Source organism: Pseudomonas sp. YNh (genome assembly GCF_037993085.1).
GTDB classification, from domain to species: Bacteria; Pseudomonadota; Gammaproteobacteria; order Pseudomonadales; family Pseudomonadaceae; genus Aquipseudomonas; species Aquipseudomonas putida.
Genome location: NZ_JBBMRJ010000016.1, coordinates 110849 through 135681, shown reverse-complemented (window position 1 = coordinate 135681; position 24833 = coordinate 110849). Strand labels below are relative to the sequence as shown.

Sequence of the window (24833 nt, the reverse complement as noted above, 5' to 3'; positions counted from 1 at the left end):
GACAGTCTTGCGTACAGGCATAAACGTAAAGTTACCGCCCCTTGACCGAAATTGTCGCAGCGCTGCAAGCGTTGATGACCGATCAGTCGTTAAGCTTCGCCGAGCCCTGGGCGTGCCCGCGCACGTTCAACGCCTGGTTTTACCGTCCGCCTTGCCACGGGTTGGCTATCGTTGATCCGTACACGGCGCACGCAGCGACGCTTCAACTATTACAAAGCCCAAGCGGAGTACCACAGATGGCGTTCTTCACCGCAGCCAGCAAAGCCGACTTCCAGCATCAACTGCAAGCGGCCCTGGCGCAGCACATCAGCGAACAGTCCCTGCCACAAGTGGCGCTGTTCGCCGAGCAGTTCTTCGGCATCATCTCTCTGGACGAACTCACCCAGCGCAGGCTTTCCGACCTGGCCGGCTGCACCCTGTCAGCCTGGCGCATCATCGAACGTTTCGACCCCGAATACCCGCAAGTACGCGTATACAACCCCGATTACGAACGCAATGGCTGGCAGTCGACCCATACCGTGGTCGAGGTGCTGCACCACGACCTGCCGTTTTTGGTCGACTCTGTGCGCACCGAGCTCAACCGCCGCGGCTACAGCATCCACACCCTGCAGACCACCGTGCTCAGCGTGCGCCGCGGCGCCAAGGGCGAACTGCTGGAACTGCTGCCCAAGGGCACCCAGGGCGAAGGCGTGCGCCATGAGTCGCTGATGTATCTGGAGATCGACCGCTGCGCCAATGCTGCCGAGCTGACCGTGCTGACCCGCGAGATCGAGCAGGTGCTGGCCGAGGTACGGGTGGCCGTGGCCGACTTCGAGCCGATGAAGGCCAAGCTGCGTGAAGTGGTGGCGCAGGTTGAACAGACCGCCTTTGGCCCAGCCCAGAACGAGAAGGGCGAGGTCAAAGCGTTCCTCGAGTGGTTGCTGGACAACCATTTCACCTTCCTGGGCTATGAAGAATTCACCGTCAAGGGCGACGCCGACGGCGGCCAGATGGTCTACGACGAGCAGTCGTTCCTCGGCCTGCCGCGCCGCCTGCGCGTGGGCCTGACGGCCGAAGAGCTGCGCATCGAAGACTACGCCGTGGCTTACCTCAACGAACCGCTACTGCTGTCGTTTGCCAAGGCCGCGCTGCCCAGCCGCGTGCACCGCCCGGCCTACCCGGACTACGTGTCGATCCGCCAGCTGGACGCCGACGGCAAAGTCATCAAGGAACACCGCTTCATGGGCCTGTACACCTCGTCGGTGTATGGCGAAAGCGTGCATGCCATTCCGTATATCCGCGTGAAGGTGGCTGAAGTCGAGCGCCGCTCGGGCTTCGACGCCAAGGCCCACCTGGGCAAGGAACTGGCCCAGGTACTGGAAGTACTGCCGCGCGACGACCTGTTCCAGACGCCGATCGACGAGCTGTTCACCACCGTCATGGCGATCGTGCAGATCCAGGAGCGCAACAAGATCCGCGTGTTCCTGCGCAAGGACCCGTACGGCCGCTTCTGCTACTGCCTGGCCTATGTGCCGCGGGAGATCTACTCCACCGAAGTACGGCAGAAAATTCAGCAAGTGCTGATGGAGCGCCTGAAGGCCAGCGACTGCGAGTTCTGGACCTTCTTCTCCGAATCGGTGCTGGCACGCGTGCAGCTGATTTTGCGCGTAGACCCGAAAAACCGCATCGACATCGACCCGCAGCAGCTGGAACGCGAAGTTATCCAGGCCTGCCGCTCGTGGCATGACGACTATTCGACGCTGGTGGTCGAGAACTTCGGTGAAGCCCAGGGCACCAACATCCTGGCCGATTTCCCCAAGGGCTTCCCGGCCGGCTACCGTGAGCGCTTCGCCGCGCACTCGGCAGTGGTCGACCTGCAGCACGTGCTGAACCTGTCGGAAAGCAAGCCGCTGGCGATGAGCTTCTACCAGCCGCTGACCCAGGTTGGCGAGCGTATCCTGCACTGCAAGCTGTACCACGCCGATACGCCCCTGGCGTTGTCTGACGTGCTGCCGATCCTGGAAAACCTCGGCCTGCGTGTGCTCGGCGAGTTCCCGTACCGCCTGCGCCATGCCAATGGCCGCGAGTACTGGATCCACGACTTCGCCTTCACCTACAGCGAAGGCCTGAGCCTGGATATCCAGCAGCTCAACGACACCCTGCAGGACGCCTTCATCCACATCGTGCGCGGCGATGCCGAGAACGACGCTTTCAACCGCCTGGTGCTCACTGCCGGCCTGCCATGGCGCGACGTGGCGCTGCTGCGCGCCTACGCCCGTTACCTGAAGCAGATCCGCCTGGGCTTCGACCTGGGCTACATCGCCAGCACCCTGAACAACCACACCGACATCGCCCGCGAGCTGACCCGGTTGTTCAAGACCCGCTTCTACCTGGCCCGCAAGCTCACCCAGGAAGACCTGGACGACAAGCAGCTGCGCCTGGAACAAGCGATCCTGACCGCGCTGGACGACGTGCAGGTCCTCAACGAAGACCGCATCCTGCGCCGCTACCTGGACCTGATCAAGGCTACCCTGCGCACCAACTTCTACCAACCGGATGCCAATGGCCAGAACAAGTCGTACTTCAGCTTCAAGTTCAACCCCAAGCTGATCCCCGAACTGCCCAAGCCGGTGCCCAAGTTCGAAATCTTCGTCTATTCACCGCGCGTCGAGGGCGTGCACCTGCGCTTTGGCAACGTCGCCCGTGGCGGCTTGCGCTGGTCCGACCGCGAAGAGGACTTCCGTACCGAAGTACTGGGCCTGGTAAAAGCCCAGCAGGTAAAAAACTCGGTCATCGTGCCGGTTGGCGCCAAGGGCGGCTTCCTGCCGCGCCGCCTGCCACTGGGTGGCGGCCGTGACGAGATCGCCGCCGAGGGCGTGGCGTGCTACCGAATCTTCATTTCCGGCCTGCTCGACATCACCGACAACCTCAAGGACGGCGGCGTGGTGCCACCGGCCAACGTGGTGCGCCATGACGATGACGACCCGTACCTGGTGGTGGCGGCCGACAAAGGCACGGCAACCTTCTCCGACATCGCCAACGGCATCGCCATCGACTACGGCTTCTGGCTGGGCGACGCCTTTGCCTCGGGCGGTTCGGCCGGTTACGACCACAAGAAGATGGGCATTACCGCACGCGGCGCCTGGGTGGGCGTGCAGCGCCACTTCCGCGAGCGCGGCATCAACGTGCAGGAAGACCCGATCACCGTGATCGGAGTGGGCGACATGGCCGGCGACGTATTCGGCAACGGCCTGCTGATGTCCGACAAGCTGCAACTGGTGGCAGCCTTCAACCACCTGCACATCTTCATTGACCCGAACCCGGAGCCTGCGTCCAGCTTTGCCGAGCGCAAGCGCCTGTTCGACCTGCCGCGTTCGGCCTGGAGCGACTACGACACCAGCATCATGTCCGAAGGCGGCGGGATCTTCCCGCGCAGCGCCAAAAGCATCGCCATCAGCCCACAGATGAAAGAGCGCTTCGCCATCGAAGCCGACCGCCTCACCCCGACCGAGCTGCTCAACGCGCTGCTCAAGGCACCGGTCGACCTGCTGTGGAACGGCGGCATTGGTACCTACGTGAAGGCCAGCACCGAAAGCCACGCCGATGTCGGCGACAAGGCCAACGACGCGCTGCGGGTCAACGGCAACGAACTGCGCTGCAAGGTGGTGGGCGAGGGCGGCAACCTGGGCATGACCCAGCTTGGCCGGGTCGAGTTCGGCCTGAACGGCGGCGCCACCAACACCGACTTCATCGACAACGCCGGCGGCGTGGACTGCTCCGACCACGAGGTCAACATCAAGATCCTGCTCAACGAAGTGGTGCAGGGTGGCGACATGACCGAGAAGCAGCGCAACCAGCTGCTCGGCAGCATGACCGACGAAGTGGCCGGCCTGGTGCTGGGCAACAACTACAAGCAGACCCAGGCGCTGTCGCTGGCGGCTCGCCGTGCCCGTGAGCGGATTGCCGAGTACAAGCGCCTGATGGCCGACCTGGAAGCCCGTGGCAAGCTGGACCGCGCCATCGAGTTCCTGCCGTCCGAAGAGCAACTGGCCGAACGCCTGGCTGCTGGCCATGGGCTGACCCGCGCCGAGCTCTCGGTGCTGATTTCGTACAGCAAGATCGACCTCAAGGAACAGCTGCTGAAATCGCTGGTGCCGGACGACGACTACCTGACCCGCGACATGGAAACCGCCTTCCCGCCGTCGCTGGTGAGCAAGTTTGCCGACTCCATGCGCCGCCACCGCCTGAAGCGCGAAATTGTCAGCACCCAGATTGCCAACGACCTGGTCAACAACATGGGCATCACTTTCGTCCAGCGCCTGAAGGAGTCGACTGGCATGAGCCCGGCCAACGTGGCCGGGGCCTATGTGATCGTGCGCGACATCTTCCACCTGCCGCACTGGTTCCGCCAGATCGAGGCACTGGACTACCAGGTGCCGGCAGAAATCCAGCTCACCCTGATGGACGAACTGATGCGCCTGGGCCGCCGTGCCACGCGCTGGTTCCTGCGCAGCCGCCGCAACGAGCAGGACGCCGGGCGTGATACCGCGCACTTTGGGCCGAAGATCGCGCAACTCGGGCTCAAGCTCGATGAGCTGCTCGAAGGCCCGACCCGCGAACGCTGGATGGTGCGCTACCAGGGCTTTGTCGACGCGGGTGTGCCAGAACTGCTGGCGCGCATGGTGGCGGGTACCAGCCACCTGTACACCCTGCTGCCGATCATCGAAGCGGCCGACGTCACCGGTCACGACCCGGCCCAGGTGGCCAAGGCGTTCTTCGCCGTGGGCAGCTCGCTGGACCTGACCTGGTACCTGCAGGAAATCAGCAACTTGCCGGTGGAGAACAACTGGCAGGCGCTGGCCCGCGAAGCCTTCCGCGACGACATCGACCTGCAGCAGCGGGCGATCACCATTTCGGTTCTGCAGATGGCCGATGCGCCGGATGACATGGACGCCCGCGTGGCACTGTGGGCCGAGCAGCATCGGGTGATGGTAGAGCGCTGGCGTGCCATGCTGGACGACCTGCGCAATGCCACCGGCACCGACTATGCGATGTACGCGGTGGCTAACCGCGAGCTGGTCGACCTGGCCATGAGCGGGCAGGCGACGGTGGTGCCGTCCTGAGCTTGAGCTGAAATGATAAGCCCGGCAGAGATGCCGGGTTTTTTTATCCCTGAGCTGGCCTCTTCGCGGGCATGCCCGCTCCCACAGGTATCATACCGGGTTCGAGATTGGCGCAAGACCTGTGGGAGCGGGCGAGCCCGCGAAAGGGCCGGTACAGGCTTACTTGAACCTGCGCTCCACCCCTTTTTCCACCAGGATCTTCGCCGAAATCTCTTCCACCGAAAAATGCGTGGAATTGATGTTGGGTATGTTCTCCCGGCGGAACAGGCTCTCTACCTCACGCACTTCGAACTCGCACTGGGCAAAGCTGGAATAGCGGCTGTTGGGCTTGCGTTCATGGCGGATGGCGGTGAGGCGGTCTGGGTCGATGGTCAGGCCGAACAGCTTGCTGTGGTGCTTTTTCAGCACAGCCGGCAGTTGCAGGCGCTCCATGTCGTCTTCGGTCAGCGGATAGTTGGCGGCGCGGATGCCAAACTGCATGGCCATGTACAGGCAGGTGGGGGTCTTGCCGCAGCGTGACACACCTACCAGAATCAGGTCGGCCTTGTCGTAGTAGTGGGTGCGCGCACCGTCGTCGTTGTCCAGGGCGAAATTCACCGCCTCGATGCGTTCCATGTAGTTGGAATTGCCGCCGATCGAGTGCGATTTGCCCACGGAATACGACGAATGGGCGGTCAATTCCTGCTCTAGCGGGGATAAAAACGAAGAAAAGATGTCGATCATGAAGCCGTTCGACGTCGCCAGGATCTCCCGGATGTCCTGGTTGACGATGGTGTCGAAGATGATCGGCCGCACCCCGTCACGCTCGGCCGCAGCGTTGATTTGCTGGACCATGGTCCGCGCTTTGTCTGGCGAATCGATGTACGGACGGGTGAATTTGTTGAACGGAATGCTCTCGAATTGCGCGAGCAAACTCTGGCCCAGGGTTTCGGCAGTGATACCGGTGCCGTCGGAGATGAAGAACGCGGTTCTTTTCATTTGCGATCTGGGCCTTAAGCTGATGACGATTCTTGGATATGATAAGTTCGGTTTGCCGAATGCGGCTGTCGGCATTCTCACTTATTTTCCAGGTACAGGCCACAAACGCCCGGCCAAGTCACCGAAGACAGGCGGGCGCCTTTTTGAGCTTTTCCAACACAGTTAGTGGAGAGATCACCTTGGTAGAGTACGTAGTTTCCCTCGATAAGCTCGGCGTCCATGATGTAGAGCATGTGGGGGGCAAGAACGCATCCCTGGGCGAGATGATCAGCAACCTTGCCGGTGCTGGTGTATCGGTGCCGGGCGGCTTTGCCACTACGGCGCAGGCGTACCGCGATTTTCTCGAACAGAGTGGTCTGAACGACAAGATTCACGCCGCGCTCGACGCGCTGGATGTGGATGACATCAATGCCCTGACCAAAACCGGCGCCCAGATCCGCCAGTGGGTCATGGAAGCCGAGTTCCCTGCGCGTCTGGATTCGGAAATCCGAACCGCCTTCGCCGAAATGGCCGCTGGCAACGACAACATGGCCGTTGCCGTGCGTTCCTCGGCCACCGCCGAAGACTTGCCGGACGCCTCGTTCGCCGGCCAGCAGGAAACCTTCCTCAACATCCGTGGCGTCGACAACGTGATCCGCGCGGCCAAGGAAGTGTTCGCCTCGCTGTTCAACGACCGCGCCATCGCCTACCGCGTGCACCAGGGCTTCGACCACAAGCTGGTGGCCTTGTCGGCCGGCGTGCAGCGCATGGTCCGCTCCGAAACCGGCACTGCAGGCGTGATGTTCACCCTCGACACCGAGTCGGGCTTCCGCGACGTGGTGTTCATCACCGGCGCCTACGGCCTGGGCGAAACCGTGGTGCAGGGTGCGGTCAACCCTGACGAATTCTACGTGCACAAGCAAACCTTGCAGGCCGGCCGCCCGGCCATCCTGCGTCGCAACCTGGGCAGCAAGGCCATCAAGATGGTCTATGGCGAAGAAGCCAAGGCCGGCCGTTCGGTCAAGACTGTCGAAGTCGACCGTGCCGAGCGTGCGCGCTTCTGCCTGAGCGACGACGAAGTCAATGAACTGGCCAAGCAGGCCATGATCATCGAGCAGCACTACCAGCGTCCGATGGACATCGAGTGGGCCAAAGACGGTGACGACGGCAAGCTGTACATCGTGCAGGCACGCCCGGAAACGGTGAAGAGCCGTTCCAGCGCCAACGTCATGGAACGCTACCTGCTGAAAGAAAAAGGCACCGTACTGGTCGAAGGCCGCGCCATCGGCCAGCGCATCGGCGCCGGCAAGGTGCGCGTGATCAACGACGTATCGGAAATGGACAAGGTCCAGCCGGGCGACGTGCTGGTCTCCGACATGACCGACCCGGACTGGGAACCGGTGATGAAGCGCGCCAGTGCCATCGTTACCAACCGCGGCGGCCGTACCTGCCACGCGGCGATCATCGCCCGTGAGCTGGGTATTCCGGCCGTGGTCGGTTGCGGCAACGCCACCCAGCTGCTGAAAGACGGCCAGGGTGTGACCGTGTCCTGCGCCGAAGGCGACACCGGTTTCATCTTCGAGGGCGAGCTGGGCTTCGACATCAAGCAGAACTCGGTTGATGCCATGCCGGAGCTGCCATTCAAGATCATGATGAACGTCGGCAACCCCGACCGTGCGTTCGACTTTGCCCAGCTGCCCAACGCCGGTGTCGGCCTGGCGCGCCTGGAATTCATCATCAACCGCATGATCGGTGTGCACCCCAAGGCGCTGCTCAACTACGCAGGCCTGCCGCCAGAGCTCAAGGACAGCGTCGACAAGCGTATTGCCGGCTACAGCGACCCGGTCGGCTTCTATGTCGAGAAGCTGGTCGAAGGCATCAGCACCCTGGCTGCGGCCTTCTACCCGAAAAAGGTCATCGTGCGCCTGTCGGACTTCAAGTCCAACGAGTACGCCAACCTGATCGGCGGCAAACTGTACGAGCCGGAAGAAGAAAACCCGATGCTGGGCTTCCGCGGTGCTTCGCGTTACATCAGCGAGTCGTTCCGTGACTGCTTCGAGCTCGAGTGCCGTGCACTGAAACGTGTACGCAACGAGATGGGCCTGACCAACGTCGAGATCATGGTACCGTTCGTGCGTACCCTGGGCGAAGCTAGCCAGGTCGTCGACCTGCTCGCCGAAAACGGCTTGTCCCGTGGCGACAACGGCCTGCGCGTGATCATGATGTGCGAACTGCCGTCCAACGCCATTCTGGCTGAGGAGTTCCTTGAGTACTTCGACGGCTTCTCGATCGGCTCCAACGACCTGACCCAGCTGACCCTGGGCCTGGACCGTGACTCGGGCATCATCGCCCACCTGTTCGACGAGCGTAACCCTGCGGTGAAGAAGCTGCTGGCCAACGCCATTGCCGCGTGCAACAAGGCCGGCAAGTACATCGGCATCTGCGGTCAGGGCCCATCGGACCACCCGGACCTGGCCAAGTGGCTGATGGAGCAGGGCATCGAGAGCGTGTCGCTGAACCCGGACTCGGTACTCGAGACCTGGTTCTTCCTGGCCGAGGGCCAGGGCGCAGCCTGACGAGGTAAAACGCGGGGGGACGTCTGGCGTACCCCCGCCTGGTTTTTTCCAGGGCGTGTTCCAGTAATGGTTCCCGCCCTTTTTTGTGCACCAAGCAACCTTATGCAAAGCAGCAGCACTCTATTTCCCGTGGCCCTGCTCAGTGCCGAGCGGCGCGGCGACCTTAGCGAAGACGTGTACCGGATCAAGGCCGGCAATGGCCCTGACCCTAGCGTCGAGCTTGCCCTTACCCGTTTGGGGCTGGCCGATCAGGGCCAGCCTCTGGGTGTGCCGGTCATTCTTCTGCACGGCAGTTTTTCCAATCGGCGTTTCTGGTACTCGCCCAAAGGGGTTGGCCTGGGTGCGTATCTCGCCCGTGCCGGTTTCGATGTGTGGATCCCGGAAATGCGCGGCCACGGCCTGTCGCCACGTAACCACGCCTGGCAGCACAACAACGTAGCCGCCTATGCCCGTGATGACCTGCCGCTGATTGCCGCGTTCGTGCGCGAGCAGTCGGGCCAGGCGCCACACTGGATTGGCCATTCCCTGGGCGGCACTACCCTGGCGGCAGCCTTGGGTGGTGGCTTTCTTGCTGCCGGGGAGGTGGCCAGCGTTGCGCTGTTCGGTACCCAGATCAGCCGCGTCTACTGGCCGCTGAAAGTGCCACCGCTGGCCTGGGGCGCGAAGCTGGTGCTCAAGCGCTGGGGGCAGATTTCCGGGCCACGTTTCAAGCGTGGACCAGAGGACGAGCCCATCGGCCTGGCGCTGGAGAGCATGCGCTGGCACGGCCTGTTCGGGCGCTTTGGCGACAAGCAGAGCGACTGGTGGGCGGGGCTGGCAGGGGTGGATGTGCCGCTGCTGGCGGTGGCCGGCGCGGGGGACTTCCAGGACCCGGTGTGGGCCTGCCGAAAGCTGTTCGAGCAGTTGGGGGGGGAGCGCAAGCAGTTCCTGCGGCTGGGGCGTGAAGAAGGCTTCGACGCCTTCGGGCACGTCGACATGCTGGTGAGCAAGGCCGCGCAGGTGCAGGTGTGGCCGCTGGTGGAGCGCTGGTTGCGCAACCCGCTGTTGCCGGTGCATCCGTCCACTGTGGCGGTAGAGCCTTTGCCAGCCAGCTGATCCTGCATTAGCTGTGCCGGCCTCTTCGCGGGCACGCCCGCTCCCACAGGGATCTCGAAGCACTCAAGCCTTGCGATATCCCTGTGGGAGCGGGCGTGCCCGCGAAGGGGCCGGTACAGGATGAATACAAATGACTCCCACAGGGATCTCGAAGCACTCAAGCCTTGCGATATCCCTGTGGGAGCGGGCGTGCCCGCGAAGGGGCCGGTACAGGATGAATACAAATGACTCCCACAGGGATCTCGAAGCACTCAAGCCTTGCGATATCCCTGTGGGAGCGGGCGTGCCCGCGAAAGGGCCGGTACAGGATGAATACAAATGACTGCCCGGTCCCGGATGACTGCGACAGCCTCCAAGGTGTAGCCTTGGCCGATACCCGCTTTCGTTGTGACTGACAGGAGCCTCCCATGCAGCATTACGTAACGCCCGACCTGTGTGACGCCTACCCGGACCTGGTACAAGTGCTGGAACCGATGTTCAGCAATTTCGGCGGCCGCGACTCGTTCGGTGGCCAGATCGTCACCATCAAGTGCTTCGAAGACAACTCGCTGGTCAAGGAGCAGGTCGAACTCGACGGCAAGGGCAAGGTGCTGGTAGTGGACGGCGGTGGCTCGCTGCGCCGCGCGCTGCTGGGCGACATGCTCGCCGAAAAGGCCGCTAGGAATGGTTGGGAAGGCCTGGTGATCTACGGCTGCGTGCGTGATGTAGACGTATTGATCCAGACCGACGTCGGCGTACAGGCCCTGGCCAGCCACCCGATGAAAACCGACAAGCGCGGCATCGGCGACCTCAACGTTGCGGTGACCTTCGCCGGTGTGACCTTCCGCCCGGGCGAGTACGTATATGCCGACAACAATGGCGTGCTGGTCTCGCCAAGCCCGCTGAAAATGCCGGAGTGATGCGCCGCACGCGCTGATGGAGCTTTGATGTTCGAGGAAGACAACGCGCAGTGGGGGCTGGTGCATGCCCTGGTGCTCGATGGTAAAGGCGGCGCGCGCTCGATTGCCCGTACTGAACTGGACGACCTGCAGCTGCAACCGGAGCAGAGCCTCTGGCTGCACTGGGACCGCAGCCATCCACAAACCCGCACCTGGCTGCTGCATGACAGCGGCCTGAGCGAGTTCGCCTGCGAGCTGCTGCTGGAAGAAAACACCCGGCCGCGCCTGCTGCCCATGGCTGACGAACAGCTGTTGCTGTTTTTGCGTGGGGTCAACCTCAACCCGGGCGCAGAGCCCGAAGACATGGTCTCGGTGCGCATCTTCGCCCAGGCGCAGCGGGTCATCTCGCTGCGCTTGCGGCCATTGCGCGCCAGTGACGAGATGCTTCAGTTGCTGGAGCAGGGCAGGGGGCCGAAGTCGGCGTCCGAGCTGTTGCTGCTGATGGGCGAACTGCTGACTGAAAAGGTCCAGGGCCTGGTCAGCGACCTGTCCGAACTGGTCGACCTGGAAGAAGAAAAGGTCGAATCCGACGAACGGTACACTCCGGAGAACGGCAGCCTGCAGCAGATCCGCCGGCGTGCAGCGGGCCTGAGGCGTTTCCTGGCCCCGCAGCGGGAGATCTACGCCCAGCTGTCACGCAGCAAATGGAGCTGGTTTGCCGATGCCGATGCCGATTACTGGAACGAGCTGAACAACAGCCTGATCCGCTACCTCGAAGAGCTGGAACTGACCCGCGAGCGTGCCGCACTGGTGCTGGAAAGCGAAGACCGCCGGCGAAGCGAGCGGATGAACCGCACCATGTACCGCTTTGGCATCATCACCTGCATCTTCTTGCCCATGAGTTTCGTTACCGGGTTGCTGGGCATCAATGTCGGCGGTATCCCGGGGGCAGAAAACCCCTATGGCTTCCTGTTCGCCTGCATCGTCGTGCTTGGGCTGGCGGTGGGGCAGTGGTGGATGTTCCGGCGGTTGCGATGGGTCTAGGTGTTCATTTTGAAACATTCGTCCCAATCGGATGTGTGACCCATTGCCCGGCTATCTCGTCTCTTGCTGACACTGCGCGAGGTGCCCATGCACGATCCGTTTGAAGAATCCCTGCGTGACCTGCTCAAGGCGTCACCCTCCGGCAATGACCGCGATGACCGGGATGACGCTGCCTGCCTGGGTCGCGTGCTGAAAACCGCCAACCGCCAGGTTGGCGCGGGCGATCTGTTCAGCCTGCTTGGCCGCTGGAGCCAGGCGCTGCTGATTGCCGTCAATAATGGCTCGGCGCATGTCGCGCCGGTGCGTCGACACTCTTCCCGCAACGCTGCCACCGGCAGCAAAGCAGATAAGGCCGATTGAATATGGAACTCGATCTCTGGACCCAGAGCCTGGTCGCCGCGATGACTGCACTTTGGACCAAGGTAGCGAACTTCATCCCCAACCTGTTCGGCGCGCTGGTCGTGGTGCTGCTCGGTTTCGTGGTGGCCAAGCTGCTCGACACGCTATTGTCCAAACTGCTGGCCAAGCTTGGCCTTGACCGCCTGATGGCCGGCACCGGCCTCACCAAGATGCTCGGCCGGGTTGGCATCCAGGTGCCGATCTCGACCTTGATCGGCAAGATTGTCTACTGGTTCGTGCTGCTCATCTTCCTCGTCTCGGCCGCTGAGTCGCTAGGCCTGGAGCGGGTTTCCGCGACCCTCGACATGCTCGCCCTGTACCTGCCAAAAGTGTTCGGCGCTGCCTTGGTGTTGCTGGCCGGCGTGCTGCTGGCGCAGGTGGCCAACGGGCTGGTGCGCGGCGCCGCCGAAGGCATCGGCCTGGAATATTCGGCAGGCCTTGGGCGTATTACCCAGGGCCTGGTGATCATCATCAGCATCTCGGTTGCCATCAGCCAGCTGGAGGTGAAAACCGACCTGCTGAACCACGTGATCGTCATCGGGCTGATTACCGTTGGTCTGGCGGTAGCCCTGGCAATGGGCCTTGGCAGCCGCGAAATTGCCGGGCAGATTCTGGCCGGCATTTACGTGCGTGAGCTCTACCAGGTCGGCCAGCAGGTGCGAATTGGAGAGGTCGAAGGGCATATCGAGGAAATCGGCACGGTCAAGACAACGCTGCTGACCGATGATGGCGAACTGGTGTCGCTGGCCAATCGCGAGCTGCTTGAGCAGCGCGTCAATAGCCGCTAACCGCACAAAAGCTGTTAATGTATGCCGCCGCGAAATTCGACCCACGGGGTCGCGCGGCGACATTGACCTGACTGTCGGCCAGATCCGTTTTGAATAAAGTTCATTCGCCGCCCATGCGTTATGACCCCCGCGAGCTCACCGATGAAGAGTTGGTGGCGCGTTCGCATGAGGAGCTGTACCACGTTACCCGCGCCTATGAGGAGCTCATGCGGCGCTACCAGCGGACCCTGTTCAACGTCTGTGCGCGTTATCTGGGGAACGACCGTGACGCGGACGATGTCTGTCAGGAAGTGATGCTCAAGGTGCTGTACGGGCTGAAGAACTTCGAGGGTAAATCCAAGTTCAAGACGTGGCTGTACAGCATCACCTACAACGAGTGCATCACCCAGTACCGCAAGGAGCGCCGTAAACGCCGTCTGATGGATGCCTTGAGTCTGGACCCTATCGAAGAGGCGTCCGAAGACAAGGCCCCGAAGCCGGAAGAAAAAGGCGGGCTGGACAAGTGGCTGGTGCATGTGAACCCGATTGACCGGGAAATTCTGGTGCTGCGTTTTGTCGCAGAGCTGGAATTTCAGGAAATTGCAGACATCATGCACATGGGCCTGAGCGCAACGAAAATGCGCTACAAGCGTGCGCTAGACAAGCTTCGTGAGAAATTTGCCGGCCTTGATGAAACTTAGTGGCGTGCAAATATCTCTAACGAATCGGCGAGTTCTGCTAGACTTGCCGTCGAGTTGTCCCCCTTGTTTGTGGTGGGACTGCTTAACTATCACCAGATGGGGATTTAACGGATGAAATTGAAAAACACCTTGGGCTTGGCCATTGGTTCGCTCGTAGCCGCCACCTCGATTGGCGCTATGGCACAAGGCACAGGCGCTGTGGAAGTCGAAGGCTTCTACAAGAAAGAATTCTTCGACAGCCAGCGTGACTTCAAGAACGACGGCAATCTGTTCGGCGGCTCGATCGGTTACTTCCTGACCGACGACGTTGAACTGCGCCTGGGTTACGACGAAGTTCACAACGCTCGTGGCGAAGACGGCAAGAACATCAAGGGCTCGAACACCGCCCTGGACGCCGTTTACCACTTCAACAACCCGTATGACGCCATCCGTCCGTACGTTTCCGCTGGTTTCTCGCACCAGTCGCTGGGCCAGACCGGCCGTGGCGGTCGTGACCACTCCACCTTCGCCAACGTTGGCGCTGGCGCCAAGTGGTACATCACCGACATGTTCTACGCCCGTGCCGGCGTAGAAGCTCAGTACAACATCGACCAGGGCGACACCGAGTGGGCCCCAAGCGTTGGTGTTGGTCTGAACTTCGGCGGTAGCCCGAAGCAAGCCGAAGCCGCTCCAGCTCCAGTTGCTGAAGTTTGCTCCGACTCCGACAACGACGGCGTTTGCGACAACGTCGACAAGTGCCCAGACACCCCGGCCAACGTTACCGTTGACGCCGACGGCTGCCCGGCTGTTGCCGAAGTCGTTCGTGTTGAGCTGGACGTCAAGTTCGACTTCGACAAGTCGGTAGTCAAGCCTAACAGCTACGGCGACATCAAGAACCTGGCTGACTTCATGAAGCAGTACCCACAAACCACCACCGTGGTTGAAGGTCACACTGACTCCGTGGGTCCAGACGCTTACAACCAGAAGCTGTCCGAGCGTCGTGCCAACGCTGTCAAGCAAGTCCTGACCCAGCAGTACGGCGTAGAATCTACCCGTGTTGACTCGGTAGGCTACGGCGAAACCCGTCCGGTTGCTGACAACGCCACCGAAGAAGGCCGTGCTGTCAACCGTCGCGTTGAAGCTCAGGTAGAAGCTCAGTCCAAGTAATTGGCCTGATGTTTCATGAAAAACCCGGCCTCGGCCGGGTTTTTCTTTGCCTGGGTTTTAACCGGCCTCACAGCCTGCACAGCGCTTGCAGGAGCAGCCTTGTGCTGCGAAGAGGCCGGTAAGGGCAAAGGTATCCTGTCGCTGTAATGGCCTCTTTGCAGGACGAAGCTGCTCCTGCAGTGACGGGTATTCAGCCCGCGATTGAAACAAGCTCCAGAGCCTGCTGTTCCCCAACCACTTCCCCAATCACCAGAATCGCCGGGCTACGCAAGCCAAACCTTCGCGCATCTTCAACCATGCCCAGCACATCGCTCCTGCACTCACGCTGCTGCGGCATCGAGGCATTTTCGATCATCGCCACCGGCATGCCCGGTGCCATGCCCCCCGCCAGCAAGCCCTGGCGTACCTGCTCCAGCCGCGCCACCCCCATGTAAACCACCAGCGTCGTCCCGCCCTGTGCCAGAGCCGTCCAGTTCAGCTCGCTGTCGTCCTGGGTGTGCGCCGTCACCAGCGTCACCCCGCGGCTGACGCCGCGTGAAGTCAGCGAAATGCCGCATTGCGTGGCGCCTGCCAGGCCCGCCGTGATGCCGTTGACCAGCTCCACCTCGATGCCATGTCCCTGCAGCCATAGCGCCTCCTCACCTCCGCGACCAAAAATACACGGGTCGCCACCCTTGAGCCGTACCACGCAACGCCCTTGTCGAGCATGGCGCAACATCAGGCGCTGGATGAACGCCTGTGGTGTGGAGCGGCAGCCGCCGCGCTTGCCCACAGCGATCACTCGGGCCTGGGGGCAATGTTCCAGTACTGCCGGGTTGACCAGGTCGTCGATCATCACCACGGCGGCTTGCTGCAGGGCACGTACCGCCTTGAGGGTGAGCAGTTCAGGGTCGCCAGGGCCGGCACCCACCAGCCAGACTTTTGCATTCATCGGGGTACTCCTCATCGGCAGGGTGCGCTCAGCCTTTTAGCAGGCTGAGCAGCAAAATCAGGTTGAACAGCAGAGACAGCAGGGCCAGCGTGCGCCACACCTTCAGCGGCTCGCGCTCCAGCAATGGCCTTGGCCGGTTGGGCAGCTCCTGGCGGTCGCCGCGTTCAAGCAGCAGCAGCCAGTGTTCGGCCGTTTCGAAGCGTTGCGCCGGGTCGGTGGCTACCGCCTGTTGCAGATTGTGCTGCAGCCATTCCGGCAGGTCGGGGCGGTAGCGTGCGGCGTTGACTGGCTGGCCGAAACGCGGGCGCTGGAAGGCTTCAACCTCGCCATACGGGTAGTGCCCGGTCAGCAGGTGGTACAGCGTCACGCCCACGGCATACAGGTCTTGGCGTGGGCTGGGCGGTTGGCCGTCGAACGCTTCCGGGGCGAGGTACGAGGGTGTGCCGGGCACGTCGTGCAGCGGGTCTTCGGACAGGCCTGGGCAGTAGGCCAGGCCGAAGTCCAGCAGGCGTAGCTGGCCATCGCTGCCCAGGTGCAGGTTGTCTGGCTTGATATCGCGGTGCAGCAGGTTGCGCCGGTGCAGCACGCCGACCGCCTGCAGCAGTTGCCGGGCCATTTCCAGCCACTGTGGCAAGGGCAGCGGGCCGTGTTCGGCCAGCAGCGTTGTAAGGGTCTGGCCGGGGTATTCGCGCATCACGTAGTACAGGTGTTGCCGCTGGCTGGCTGCATGCAGCTCGGGGAAGTGTCGCCCAGCGACCCGGCGCAGGAACCATTCTTCCAGCAACAGCCCTTGCGCCGCCTTCGGCTCCTGCTCGCGTTCGCCAGGCAGGGTCTTGAGCAGCCAGGTTTGACCTTGGCCGTCGCGCACCCGGTACAGCAGCGACTGGCGGCTGTGCGACAGCAGCTGTTCGGTAAGCCAGCCATCGATCACCTGGCCTTCGCGCAGGGGGCCGGGTAACGGCCATTGCTGCAGCTGTGCCAGGGTGTCACCGAGGTTGGCCGTGCCCAGTTGCTCGACCTTCACCAGCAAGGCGCTGGCGTTGTCCTGGCTGCCATTGAGGTGCGCGCTGGCAACCAGCGTGTCGACGGCCAGTTGCAGGTCGGGCTGTTCACGCAGCACCGCCTGAATGTGCTGGTCGCCCAGGCTGGCCCAGACTCCGTCGCTGAGTAGCAAGAAGCACTCATCCGGCTGCAGCTCGCCCTCCAGGTAATCCACCAGCAGATGTTGGTCCAGGCCCAGCGCGCGTTTCAGCACATGCTGCATGCCCGGCTGGTCCCACACATGGTCTTCGCTCAGGCACTGCAGGTGCCCGGCGTGCCAGCGGTAAACACGACAGTCGCCGATATGGGCCAGAGTGAATCGTCGGCCCCGCAGTACCAGTGCGCTGAGGGTGGTCAACAATGGCTGGCCGCTGCCTTGAGCGCGCAGCCAGCGGTTCTGTGCCAGCAGCAGGCGGTCGAGTGCCTGGGCCACGCTCCAGGTGGCGGGGGTGGCGTAGTAGTCCAGGGCCAGCGCCTGCAAGCTGGCGCGTGCTGCCAGGCCACCATCGGCGCATTGGCTGACGCCGTCGGCAAGGGCGAACAGGTAGCCCTTGCTGGCGGCCAGCTCTGGCGCTGGGGTCACCAGGCGCAGGGCGTCCTGGTTTTCCGCGCGCGGCCCGGTGGCGCTGGCCTGGGCAAAGCTCAGTTGCAGGCTCATCGGCGTGCCTCAGACCCGCGCTGCAGTGATTGCAGCCGAGCCCCAGGTGGTGCGCCAGCGCTGTTTCACGCCATGCAGGCCGAACCACGCCAGCAGGCCCAGGCTGGCGAACAGCCACAGCCCCAGCTGGTAATCGCCGGTGTGCTGCTTGATGGTGCCGAGCCCTGCCGCCAGCAGGAAGCCGCCGATACCGCCGGCCATGCCGATCAGCCCGGTCATTACGCCGATTTCCTGGCGGAAGCGTTGTGGCACCAGTTGGAATACCGCGCCATTCCCAGCGCCCAAGCCCAGCATGGCGCTGATGAACAGTGCCAGTGCGGCGGCGGCAGACGGCAGGTTGAAACCGACTGCGGCAATGCAGATGGCGGCCACGCTGTACATGCCCAGCAGGGTGCGGATGCCGCCGAAGCGGTCGGCCAGGGCGCCGCCGAGTGGGCGCATCAGGCTGCCGGCGAACACGCAGGCAGCGGTGTAGTAGCCGGCAGTGACCGGGTTCAGCCCGTACTGGTCGCTGAAGTAGCCGGGCAGGGCGCTGGCCAGGCCAATGAAGCCGCCGAAGGTGACACTGTAGAAGAACATGAACCACCAGCTGTCACGGTCGCCGAGGGCCTTGAGGTAGTACGCCATTGCTTTGGGCTTGGGGCGCTCTGGGGCGTTGCGTGCCAGCAGGGCGAACACCACCAGCGCCAGCGTCAACGGAATCAGTGCAAAGCCGAACACATTGTTCCAGCCAAAGCCGGCGGCCAGCGCCGGGGCCAGCAGGGCGGCGAACACCGTGCCGGAATTGCCGGCGCCAGCAATGCCCATGGCCTTGCCCTGGTGTTGTGGCGGGTACCACTGCGACGCCAGCGGCAGCGACACGGCGAACGAAGCGCCGGCAAAGCCGAGGAACAAGCCCAGCAGCAGCACCTGTTCATAGCTGTGTACGCCGAAGTGCCAGGCCGCCGCCAGCGCGACGATGACCACCACCTGGCCGATCAGCCCTGCGGTCTTGGGTGACAGGCGGTCGACCAGCACGCCCATGGCAAAGCGCAGGATCGCCCCGGAGAGGATCGGCATGGCTACCATCAGGCCCCGTTGTTGTGCACTGAGTTGCAAGTCACCGGCAATCTGCACCGCCATCGGGCCCAGCAGGTACCAGACCATGAAGCTCAGGTCGAAGTACAGGAACGCAGCGAACAGCGTGGGCACATGCCCGGATTTCCAGAAGCTGGTACTCATCGAACACCTCACTTGGCAATGCAACGGAACGAAAAAGACGCCGCTACCCACTCCAGGAAGGTGGAGGGGAGAGCGACGTCTTTGTCGGGATTTAAGTGGGGCAACCGCCGTTGGCTACCGGTGCAAATACATCAGCAAGAGCCGGGCCAATTCGGAATATCGAGCAGAGCGGACTTTGTGGGAGCGGCCTGCGCTTCTAGCCGAGCATCTCGTGCATGGCAATGATCTGCTCCGCCACCTGGATCAGCTTCTGCTGTCGGCTCATGGCCTGGCGGCGCATCAGGGTGTAGGCCTGTTCTTCGTTGCAGTCTTTCATTTTCATCAGTAAACCTTTGGCCTGCTCGATGCGTTTGCGTTCGGCCAGTTGCTGGTCGCGTGCCACCAACTGCGCCTTAAGTGCCTGGTCGCTTTCGAAACGGGCCATGGCCACATCCAGAATCGGCTGCAGCCGGGCAGCATGGATGCCTTCGACAATGTAGGCACTGACCCCCGCCTGGATCGCTTGGCGCATCACCCCAGGGTCATGCTCGTCAGTGAAAAGCACGATGGGGCGCGGCTGGTCACGGCTGACCAACACCACCTGTTCCATCACATCACGGTCAGGTGAGTCGGTGTCGATCAGCACTACATCCGGGCGCACCGTTTCGACGCAGGCGGGCAGGTCGATGGTCAAGCCTGGGGCTTCGGTGACCTCGAAGCCCGCCTCGATCAACGCCGCCTTGAGGCGGCCGAGTTTGTGCTGGGTGTCGTCAATCAGCAGGATGCGCAACATATTGGTCCCTCACGCGCCGACACGGGCACCGGGCAATTCGCCCAGTGCATGCAGGCTGAAACTGCGGGCGTAGCCGTAGGGGTCGCTGCCGTCCCAGCAGCTGCCGTCAATCAGCAGGCTGCTGCGCATCGGCAGCGAAGGGCACGCTACGCCAAGGCTTTGCGCCGCCTCGCTGTACAGTGCCAATTGTTGTACCTGGCGGGCCACGCCGAGGTAGTCGGGGTCTTCGCGCAGCAGGCCCCAGCGGCGGAACTGGGTCATGAACCACATGCCGTCAGACAGATACGGCAGGTTGGCCCGGCCATGGTCGAACAGGCGCAGGGCATGCCGGTCTTGCCAGTGGTTGCCCAGGCCATCCTGGTAGTGGCCGAGCAGGCGTGGCTCGATGCTCTCCAGCGGCGTGTCCAGGTAGGCGCTGCCGCTGAGCAGTTGCGCGGTGCTGCGGCGGTTTTCCGGGCTTTGCTCGATGAACCGGCTGGCGGCGAGGATTGCCTTGATCAAGGCGCGGGCGCTGTTGGGGTACTGCTCGGCAAAGGCGCGGGCACAGGCCAGGACTTTTTCCGGGTGGTCCGGCCAGATCGACTGGCTGGTGGCGAGGGTGAAGCCTTGGCCCTTGGCAACCGCATCGGCGGCCCAGGGCTCGCCCACGCAAAAGCCGTCGATGCGCCCGGCCTGGATATGTGCGGCCATTTGTGCCGGCGGCACCACCACGCTGTCGACGTCGCGCAGTGGGTGGATGCCCTGGCTGGCCAGCCAGTAATACAGCCACATAGCGTGGGTGCCGGTGGGGAATGTCTGGGCGAAGGTAAGGCGCGCGCCATGCTGGTGCACCAATCGCGCCAGTGCTTCAGGGTTGGTCACGCCTTTGCGCTGCAGGGCCGGGGACAGGTTGATCGCCTGGGCGTTCTGGTTCAGCCCCATGAGCACCGCCATATCACTGGCCGGTACGCCGCCAATGCCAAGATGCACGGCGTAGACCAAGCCATACAGGCAGTGCGCGGCGTCCAGTTCGCCGCTGACCAGCTTGTCGCGCAGCCCCGCCCAAGAGCCCTGGCGCTTGAGGTTGAGGGTAAGGCCGTGTTGCTGGGCGAAGCCCTGGGTGGCCGCGACCACCACCGAGGCGCAGTCGGTCAGGGCCATGTAGCCGATGTTCAGGCTGGGCTTCTCGGGCGCATCGCTGCCGTTGACCCAGGCCAGGGGCGTTGCTCGGGGTGCAGTGTTCACAAGGTTCCTCGCCCGTACTGATTAGGCTGTGGGCCAAACCGGTGCAACCGATGTGCCAGGCCTGCAGTGGCCCCATGATTTACTGTCCTGTCAGCGCCACGGTGGCTATAATCGCCCCCTCACTCACCCCCGAGTCTTGCCCGCCCATGTATACCCTGGCCCGCCAGCTGCTGTTCAAGCTTTCTCCGGAAACTTCCCACGACCTGTCCCTGGACCTGATCGGTGCCGGTGGCCGCCTTGGCCTCAACGGCATGCTGTGCAAGCAGCCGGCGGCCTTGCCGGTTTCGGTCATGGGCTTGAACTTCGCCAACCCGGTGGGCCTGGCTGCCGGCCTGGACAAGAACGGCGCGGCCATCGACGGTTTTGCCCAGCTGGGCTTCGGCTTTGTCGAGATCGGCACCGTCACCCCGCGCCCGCAGCCGGGCAACCCCAAGCCACGGCTGTTCCGCCTGCCGGAGGCCACGGCCATCATCAACCGCATGGGCTTCAATAACCTGGGTGTCGATAACCTGCTCGACCGGGTACGAGCCTCGCGCTACAGCGGTGTGCTGGGCATCAACATCGGCAAGAACTTCGACACCCCGGTCGAGCGTGCCGTCGATGACTACCTGATCTGCCTGGACAAGGTGTACACCGCCGCCAGCTACATCACCGTCAACGTCAGTTCGCCGAACACCCCGGGCCTGCGCAGCCTGCAGTTTGGTGATTCGCTGAAGCAGCTGCTCGATGCCCTGGCCGTGCGCCGTGAGCAACTGGCCGCTACCCATGGCAAGCGCGTGCCGCTGGCCATCAAGATTGCCCCGGACATGAGCGACGAAGAAACCGCACTGGTCGCAGCCGCGCTGATGGAATCGGGTATGGATGCGGTAATTGCCACCAACACCACGCTGGGTCGTGAAGGTGTCGAGGGGCTGCCGTACGGTGGCGAGGCGGGCGGCCTGTCGGGCGCGCCGGTGCTGGAAAAGAGCACCCACATCGTCAAGGTGCTGGCAGGCGAGCTGGGCGGCAAGCTGCCGATCATTGCTGCCGGTGGCATTACCGAAGGCCGCCACGCTGCCGAGAAAATCGCCGCCGGGGCGAGCCTGGTGCAGATCTACTCGGGCTTCATTTATAAAGGCCCGGCACTGATCCGCGAGGCGGTGGACGCTATCGCGGCAATGCCACGGGTTTGATCGACAGGCAAAAAAAGGGCCCCTTCAAGGGGCCCCTGGGCCTTCGCCCGCCGCCCGGATGGGGCGTGCATGGTAAATCGAATTCAGTGTCCTCGATCAGCCAACGGCGTGATTTTCGTTGAGTCTATGGATGCCAGCGGTGCCAGTCATTCCGTCCCAGTTATCACCGCGACCTTCGCGCCAGCCGTTGATCCAGGCTTGGCGAACAGAAGGAAGATTGAAGGGGCAAAGTTCGCGGGATTTGCCGGTGACCCCGTATTGGTAGCCACGTGAATATGCTCTTTCCAACGGATCACGCTTAAGTCTTCTCATAGGGTGTTGCCCTCACTTGTTGACTGTAATGTCCCGTCGGCCTCTCTGAGGCCGGGCAGAGTCTTTCTGCCGGTTTGCGCTCGCTGCCGGCGTGGCGAGCTGAAAGTGCCGCCTCGTTGCGAAGCGGCCTGAGACCAGTTCTAACGAATGCGAGTCACGGTGTGAATGATCGATTTGTCATAAGCACGTAACCTTTCATAGGGTCAGGGGATAAGTAAATAAATGCGACTTAACCTTATTTGAGGTTTAGCCCGCTATGATCAGGGTTTGCTGATCATTGACGTCATTTCGCCAGCGTTGCTCGCGGGTGACAGAAATAATTTGAAATGCGACGAAGGGTCACACAGGCCCCTCCATCGCCAGAATTTTTTGTACTGCCTGATGATCTAAGCTGTCTTTGCCACTTGGCCGAGCGCAGATCGGTCAGGCGGCCCGGCCCTTCGCGGCACACTTATGTGCCAGAAACGGCCACCCGCACGCCTGCTGGAAAGGCATGCGGGCAAACATCGCGTGGCGATGCGTCGCCTCGTCAGTCAAATAGCCCAAGGCTCTGGAATACTCATGTCGGACCGTTTCGAACTCTACCTCACCTGCCCCAAAGGCCTCGAAAGCCTGCTTGCCGAAGAGGCCAAGGGCCTTGGCCTTGACGAGGTGCGTGAGCACACCTCGGCCATTCGCGGCGCCGCCGACATGGAAACCGCCTACCGCCTGTGCGTATGGTCGCGCCTGGCCAACCGGGTGCTGCTGGTGCTCAAGCGCTTCTCCATGAAGAACGCCGACGACCTGTATGACGGCGTCAACGCGGTTGACTGGGCCGACCACCTGGCAGCCGACGGCACCCTCGCGGTGGAGTTCAGCGGCCATGGCTCGGGCATCGACAACACCCACTTCGGTGCGCTGAAGGTCAAGGATGCGATCGTCGACAAGCTGCGCAACCGCGAAGGCCTGCGCCCGTCGGTGGAAAAGATCGACCCTGACGTGCGTGTGCACCTGCGCCTGGACCGTGGCGAGGCCATTCTTTCCCTCGACCTGTCCGGCCACAGCCTGCACCAGCGCGGCTATCGCCTGCAGCAAGGTGCTGCGCCGCTGAAGGAAAACCTGGCGGCAGCAGTGCTGATCCGCTCGGGCTGGCCGCGCATTGCCGCCGAAGGTGGCGCACTCGCCGACCCGATGTGTGGTGTGGGTACCTTCCTGGTCGAAGCGGCGATGATCGCTGCCGATATCGCGCCCAACCTCAAGCGTGAACGTTGGGGTTTCAGTGCCTGGCTCGGCCACGTGCCGGCGCTGTGGCGCAAGGTACACGATGAGGCGCAGGCCCGGGCGCAGGCCGGCCTGGCCAAGCCACCGCTGTGGATCCGCGGTTACGAAGCCGACCCGCGGCTGATCCAGCCGGGCCGCAACAACGTCGAGCGCGCCGGTCTGGGCGACTGGGTGAAAATCTATCAGGGCGAGGTCAGTACCTTCGAGCCACGCCCGGACCAGAACCAGAAAGGCCTGGTCATCAGCAACCCGCCCTATGGCGAGCGCCTGGGTGACGAAGCCAGCCTGCTGTACCTTTACCAGAACCTGGGCGAGCGCCTGCGCCAGGCCTGCATGGGCTGGGAGGCGGCGGTGTTCACCGGCGCGCCGCAGCTGGGCAAGCGCATGGGTATTCGCAGCCACAAGCAGTACGCGTTCTGGAACGGCGCCTTGCCGTGCAAGCTGCTGCTGTTCAAGGTGCAGCCCGACCAGTTCGTGACCGGTGAGCGCCGCGAAGCGCAGGCTGACAACGCCGAAATCCGTGAGCAAGCGCCGGTAGCCAGTGAGCCGGCGCGCCTGTCGGAAGGGGCGCAGATGTTTGCCAACCGCCTGCAGAAGAACCTCAAGCAACTGGGCAAGTGGGCCCGCCGCGAGCAGATTGACTGCTACCGCCTGTACGATGCCGACATGCCCGAGTACGCCCTGGCGGTCGACCTGTACCACGACTGGGTGCATGTGCAGGAGTACGCCGCGCCACGTTCGATCGACCCGGAGAAGGCTCAATCGCGCCTGCTCGATGCCCTGGCAGCCATCCCCCAGGCACTGGGTATTTCGCCGCAGCGTGTAGTGCTCAAGCGCCGCGAGCGGCAGAGCGGTACCCGCCAGTACGAGCGCCAGGCCACCGAGGGCCGCTTCCAGGAGGTGAACGAAGGTGGCGTCAAGCTGCTGGTCAACCTCACCGACTACCTCGACACCGGGCTGTTCCTTGACCACCGCCCGATGCGCATGCGTATCCAGCGCGAGGCTGCCGGCAAGCGCTTCCTCAACCTGTTCTGCTACACCGCCACGGCTTCGGTGCATGCGGCCAAGGGCGGCGCACGCAGCACCACCAGCGTCGATTTGTCGAAAACCTACCTCGACTGGGCGCGGCGCAACCTGGCGCTCAATGGCTTTTCCGAGCGCAACCGCCTGGAGCAGGGTGATGTGATGGCATGGCTGGAAGCTAACCGCGACAGCTACGACCTGATCTTCATCGACCCGCCAACCTTCTCCAACTCCAAGCGCATGGAAGGCGTGTTCGATGTGCAGCGTGACCACGTACAGCTGCTGGACCTGGCCATGGCTCGCCTGGCCCCGGATGGCGTGTTGTATTTCTCCAACAACTTCCGCAAGTTCCAGCTCGACGAGCACCTGATGGCGCGCTATGCCGTGGAAGAAATCACCGCCCAGACGCTGGACCCGGACTTTGCCCGAAACAACCGGATCCACCGCGCCTGGCGCCTGCAATTGCGTTGAGCCGACGAGGTACATTGCGCGGCTAATGGCCAATAGCTATAAATGTGAGGAGGGCGAGATAATCCGCAGGACGCTGACGTGAC

Annotated in this window: 18 protein-coding genes; 11 read left to right on the top strand and 7 right to left on the bottom strand. The window is 62.9% G+C overall.

Features of this window, described 5'->3' with window-relative positions:
• Positions 1 to 236: 236 nt before the first annotated feature.
• Complete coding sequence (locus WF331_RS17835; protein WP_049274345.1) at positions 237 to 5102, top strand: NAD-glutamate dehydrogenase; 4866 nt, start codon at positions 237 to 239, stop codon at positions 5100 to 5102.
• A gap of 159 nt (positions 5103 to 5261) precedes the next feature.
• On the opposite strand, the gene ppsR is transcribed toward WF331_RS17835, so the two are convergent.
• Entirely contained in the window at positions 5262 to 6080 is an 819-nt protein-coding gene (ppsR, locus tag WF331_RS17830) for a posphoenolpyruvate synthetase regulatory kinase/phosphorylase PpsR (RefSeq protein WP_016485587.1), read from the bottom strand.
• A 179-nt stretch (positions 6081 to 6259) separates the two neighbouring features.
• On the opposite strand from ppsR, the gene ppsA reads away from it, so the two are divergent.
• The 8 genes from ppsA (at position 6260) to WF331_RS17790 (ending at position 14665) form a co-directional block, all read left to right on the top strand.
• Entirely contained in the window at positions 6260 to 8635 is a 2376-nt protein-coding gene (ppsA, locus tag WF331_RS17825; RefSeq protein WP_041167818.1) for a phosphoenolpyruvate synthase, read from the top strand.
• A 66-nt stretch (positions 8636 to 8701) separates the two neighbouring features.
• The gene (locus WF331_RS17820) at positions 8702 to 9730 is read left to right on the top strand and encodes an alpha/beta fold hydrolase (protein ID WP_340623164.1); all 1029 of its coding nucleotides are present in this window, start codon (positions 8702 to 8704) and stop codon (positions 9728 to 9730) included.
• Positions 9731 to 10137: 407 nt separating this feature from the next.
• Positions 10138 to 10629 (top strand): ribonuclease E activity regulator RraA, encoded by a 492-nt coding sequence (rraA, locus tag WF331_RS17815; protein WP_016500794.1) that lies wholly within the window; start codon positions 10138 to 10140, stop codon positions 10627 to 10629.
• Between the two features lie 27 nt (positions 10630 to 10656).
• Complete coding sequence (locus WF331_RS17810) at positions 10657 to 11652, top strand: zinc transporter ZntB (RefSeq protein WP_016500793.1); 996 nt, start codon at positions 10657 to 10659, stop codon at positions 11650 to 11652.
• Positions 11653 to 11739: 87 nt separating this feature from the next.
• Positions 11740 to 12012 carry a hypothetical protein gene (locus WF331_RS17805; RefSeq protein ID WP_014591816.1) on the top strand — a complete coding sequence of 91 codons (273 nt, stop codon included), beginning with the start codon at positions 11740 to 11742 and terminating at the stop codon, positions 12010 to 12012.
• 2 nt (positions 12013 to 12014) lie between these two features.
• Positions 12015 to 12839 carry a mechanosensitive ion channel family protein gene (locus tag WF331_RS17800; RefSeq protein WP_016500792.1) on the top strand — a complete coding sequence of 275 codons (825 nt, stop codon included), beginning with the start codon at positions 12015 to 12017 and terminating at the stop codon, positions 12837 to 12839.
• Positions 12840 to 12952: 113 nt separating this feature from the next.
• A complete protein-coding gene (gene sigX, locus WF331_RS17795; RefSeq protein ID WP_016500791.1) occupies positions 12953 to 13519 on the top strand; it encodes an RNA polymerase sigma factor SigX in 567 nt (188 codons plus the stop codon).
• 111 nt (positions 13520 to 13630) lie between these two features.
• Positions 13631 to 14665: an OmpA family protein gene (locus WF331_RS17790; protein ID WP_016500790.1), complete on the top strand. Its 1035-nt coding sequence runs from the start codon at positions 13631 to 13633 to the stop codon at positions 14663 to 14665.
• Between the two features lie 190 nt (positions 14666 to 14855).
• Here WF331_RS17790 and cobA read toward each other — a convergent pair whose 3' ends face one another.
• The 5 genes from cobA to WF331_RS17765 form a co-directional block, all read right to left on the bottom strand.
• Positions 14856 to 15596, bottom strand: coding sequence for a uroporphyrinogen-III C-methyltransferase (gene cobA, locus WF331_RS17785; RefSeq protein ID WP_049274336.1), 741 nt, complete (start codon positions 15594 to 15596; stop codon positions 14856 to 14858).
• Positions 15597 to 15624: 28 nt separating this feature from the next.
• On the bottom strand, positions 15625 to 17295 hold the full coding sequence (locus WF331_RS17780; RefSeq protein ID WP_340623163.1) for a bifunctional protein-serine/threonine kinase/phosphatase: 1671 nt from the start codon (positions 17293 to 17295) through the stop codon (positions 15625 to 15627).
• Between the two features lie 9 nt (positions 17296 to 17304).
• Positions 17305 to 18516, bottom strand: a complete 1212-nt coding sequence (locus WF331_RS17775; protein WP_340623162.1) for a nitrate/nitrite transporter — start codon at positions 18514 to 18516, stop codon at positions 17305 to 17307.
• 196 nt (positions 18517 to 18712) lie between these two features.
• Positions 18713 to 19288 carry an ANTAR domain-containing response regulator gene (locus tag WF331_RS17770; protein ID WP_016500786.1) on the bottom strand — a complete coding sequence of 192 codons (576 nt, stop codon included), beginning with the start codon at positions 19286 to 19288 and terminating at the stop codon, positions 18713 to 18715.
• 9 nt (positions 19289 to 19297) lie between these two features.
• Positions 19298 to 20512 (bottom strand): CmpA/NrtA family ABC transporter substrate-binding protein, encoded by a 1215-nt coding sequence (locus tag WF331_RS17765; protein ID WP_284361468.1) that lies wholly within the window; start codon positions 20510 to 20512, stop codon positions 19298 to 19300.
• A gap of 146 nt (positions 20513 to 20658) precedes the next feature.
• Between WF331_RS17765 and WF331_RS17760 the strand changes: the two genes are divergently transcribed.
• Positions 20659 to 21684: a quinone-dependent dihydroorotate dehydrogenase gene (locus WF331_RS17760; RefSeq protein ID WP_016500784.1), complete on the top strand. Its 1026-nt coding sequence runs from the start codon at positions 20659 to 20661 to the stop codon at positions 21682 to 21684.
• A gap of 96 nt (positions 21685 to 21780) precedes the next feature.
• Here WF331_RS17760 and rmf read toward each other — a convergent pair whose 3' ends face one another.
• Complete coding sequence (rmf, locus tag WF331_RS17755) at positions 21781 to 21996, bottom strand: ribosome modulation factor (RefSeq protein WP_003248687.1); 216 nt, start codon at positions 21994 to 21996, stop codon at positions 21781 to 21783.
• A 561-nt stretch (positions 21997 to 22557) separates the two neighbouring features.
• Between rmf and rlmKL the strand changes: the two genes are divergently transcribed.
• The gene (rlmKL, locus tag WF331_RS17750; RefSeq protein WP_174371388.1) at positions 22558 to 24750 is read left to right on the top strand and encodes a bifunctional 23S rRNA (guanine(2069)-N(7))-methyltransferase RlmK/23S rRNA (guanine(2445)-N(2))-methyltransferase RlmL; all 2193 of its coding nucleotides are present in this window, start codon (positions 22558 to 22560) and stop codon (positions 24748 to 24750) included.
• The last annotated feature ends 83 nt before the right edge of the window (positions 24751 to 24833 follow it).

What these genes read in the sequence shown, in the direction of transcription:
- WF331_RS17835 (WP_049274345.1), top strand. Translation starts at nt 237, where the DNA reads ATGGCGTTCTTCACCGCAGCCAGCAAAGCCGACTTCCAGCATCAACTG.
- ppsR (WP_016485587.1), bottom strand. Translation starts at nt 6,080, where the DNA reads ATGAAAAGAACCGCGTTCTTCATCTCCGACGGCACCGGTATCACTGCC.
- WF331_RS17820 (WP_340623164.1), top strand. Translation starts at nt 8,702, where the DNA reads ATGGTTCCCGCCCTTTTTTGTGCACCAAGCAACCTTATGCAAAGCAGC.
- rraA (WP_016500794.1), top strand. Translation starts at nt 10,138, where the DNA reads ATGCAGCATTACGTAACGCCCGACCTGTGTGACGCCTACCCGGACCTG.
- WF331_RS17810 (WP_016500793.1), top strand. Translation starts at nt 10,657, where the DNA reads ATGTTCGAGGAAGACAACGCGCAGTGGGGGCTGGTGCATGCCCTGGTG.
- WF331_RS17805 (WP_014591816.1), top strand. Translation starts at nt 11,740, where the DNA reads ATGCACGATCCGTTTGAAGAATCCCTGCGTGACCTGCTCAAGGCGTCA.
- WF331_RS17800 (WP_016500792.1), top strand. Translation starts at nt 12,015, where the DNA reads ATGGAACTCGATCTCTGGACCCAGAGCCTGGTCGCCGCGATGACTGCA.
- sigX (WP_016500791.1), top strand. Translation starts at nt 12,953, where the DNA reads ATGCGTTATGACCCCCGCGAGCTCACCGATGAAGAGTTGGTGGCGCGT.
- WF331_RS17790 (WP_016500790.1), top strand. Translation starts at nt 13,631, where the DNA reads ATGAAATTGAAAAACACCTTGGGCTTGGCCATTGGTTCGCTCGTAGCC.
- cobA (WP_049274336.1), bottom strand. Translation starts at nt 15,596, where the DNA reads ATGAATGCAAAAGTCTGGCTGGTGGGTGCCGGCCCTGGCGACCCTGAA.
- WF331_RS17780 (WP_340623163.1), bottom strand. Translation starts at nt 17,295, where the DNA reads ATGAGCCTGCAACTGAGCTTTGCCCAGGCCAGCGCCACCGGGCCGCGC.
- WF331_RS17775 (WP_340623162.1), bottom strand. Translation starts at nt 18,516, where the DNA reads ATGAGTACCAGCTTCTGGAAATCCGGGCATGTGCCCACGCTGTTCGCT.
- WF331_RS17770 (WP_016500786.1), bottom strand. Translation starts at nt 19,288, where the DNA reads ATGTTGCGCATCCTGCTGATTGACGACACCCAGCACAAACTCGGCCGC.
- WF331_RS17760 (WP_016500784.1), top strand. Translation starts at nt 20,659, where the DNA reads ATGTATACCCTGGCCCGCCAGCTGCTGTTCAAGCTTTCTCCGGAAACT.
- rmf (WP_003248687.1), bottom strand. Translation starts at nt 21,996, where the DNA reads ATGAGAAGACTTAAGCGTGATCCGTTGGAAAGAGCATATTCACGTGGC.
- rlmKL (WP_174371388.1), top strand. Translation starts at nt 22,558, where the DNA reads ATGTCGGACCGTTTCGAACTCTACCTCACCTGCCCCAAAGGCCTCGAA.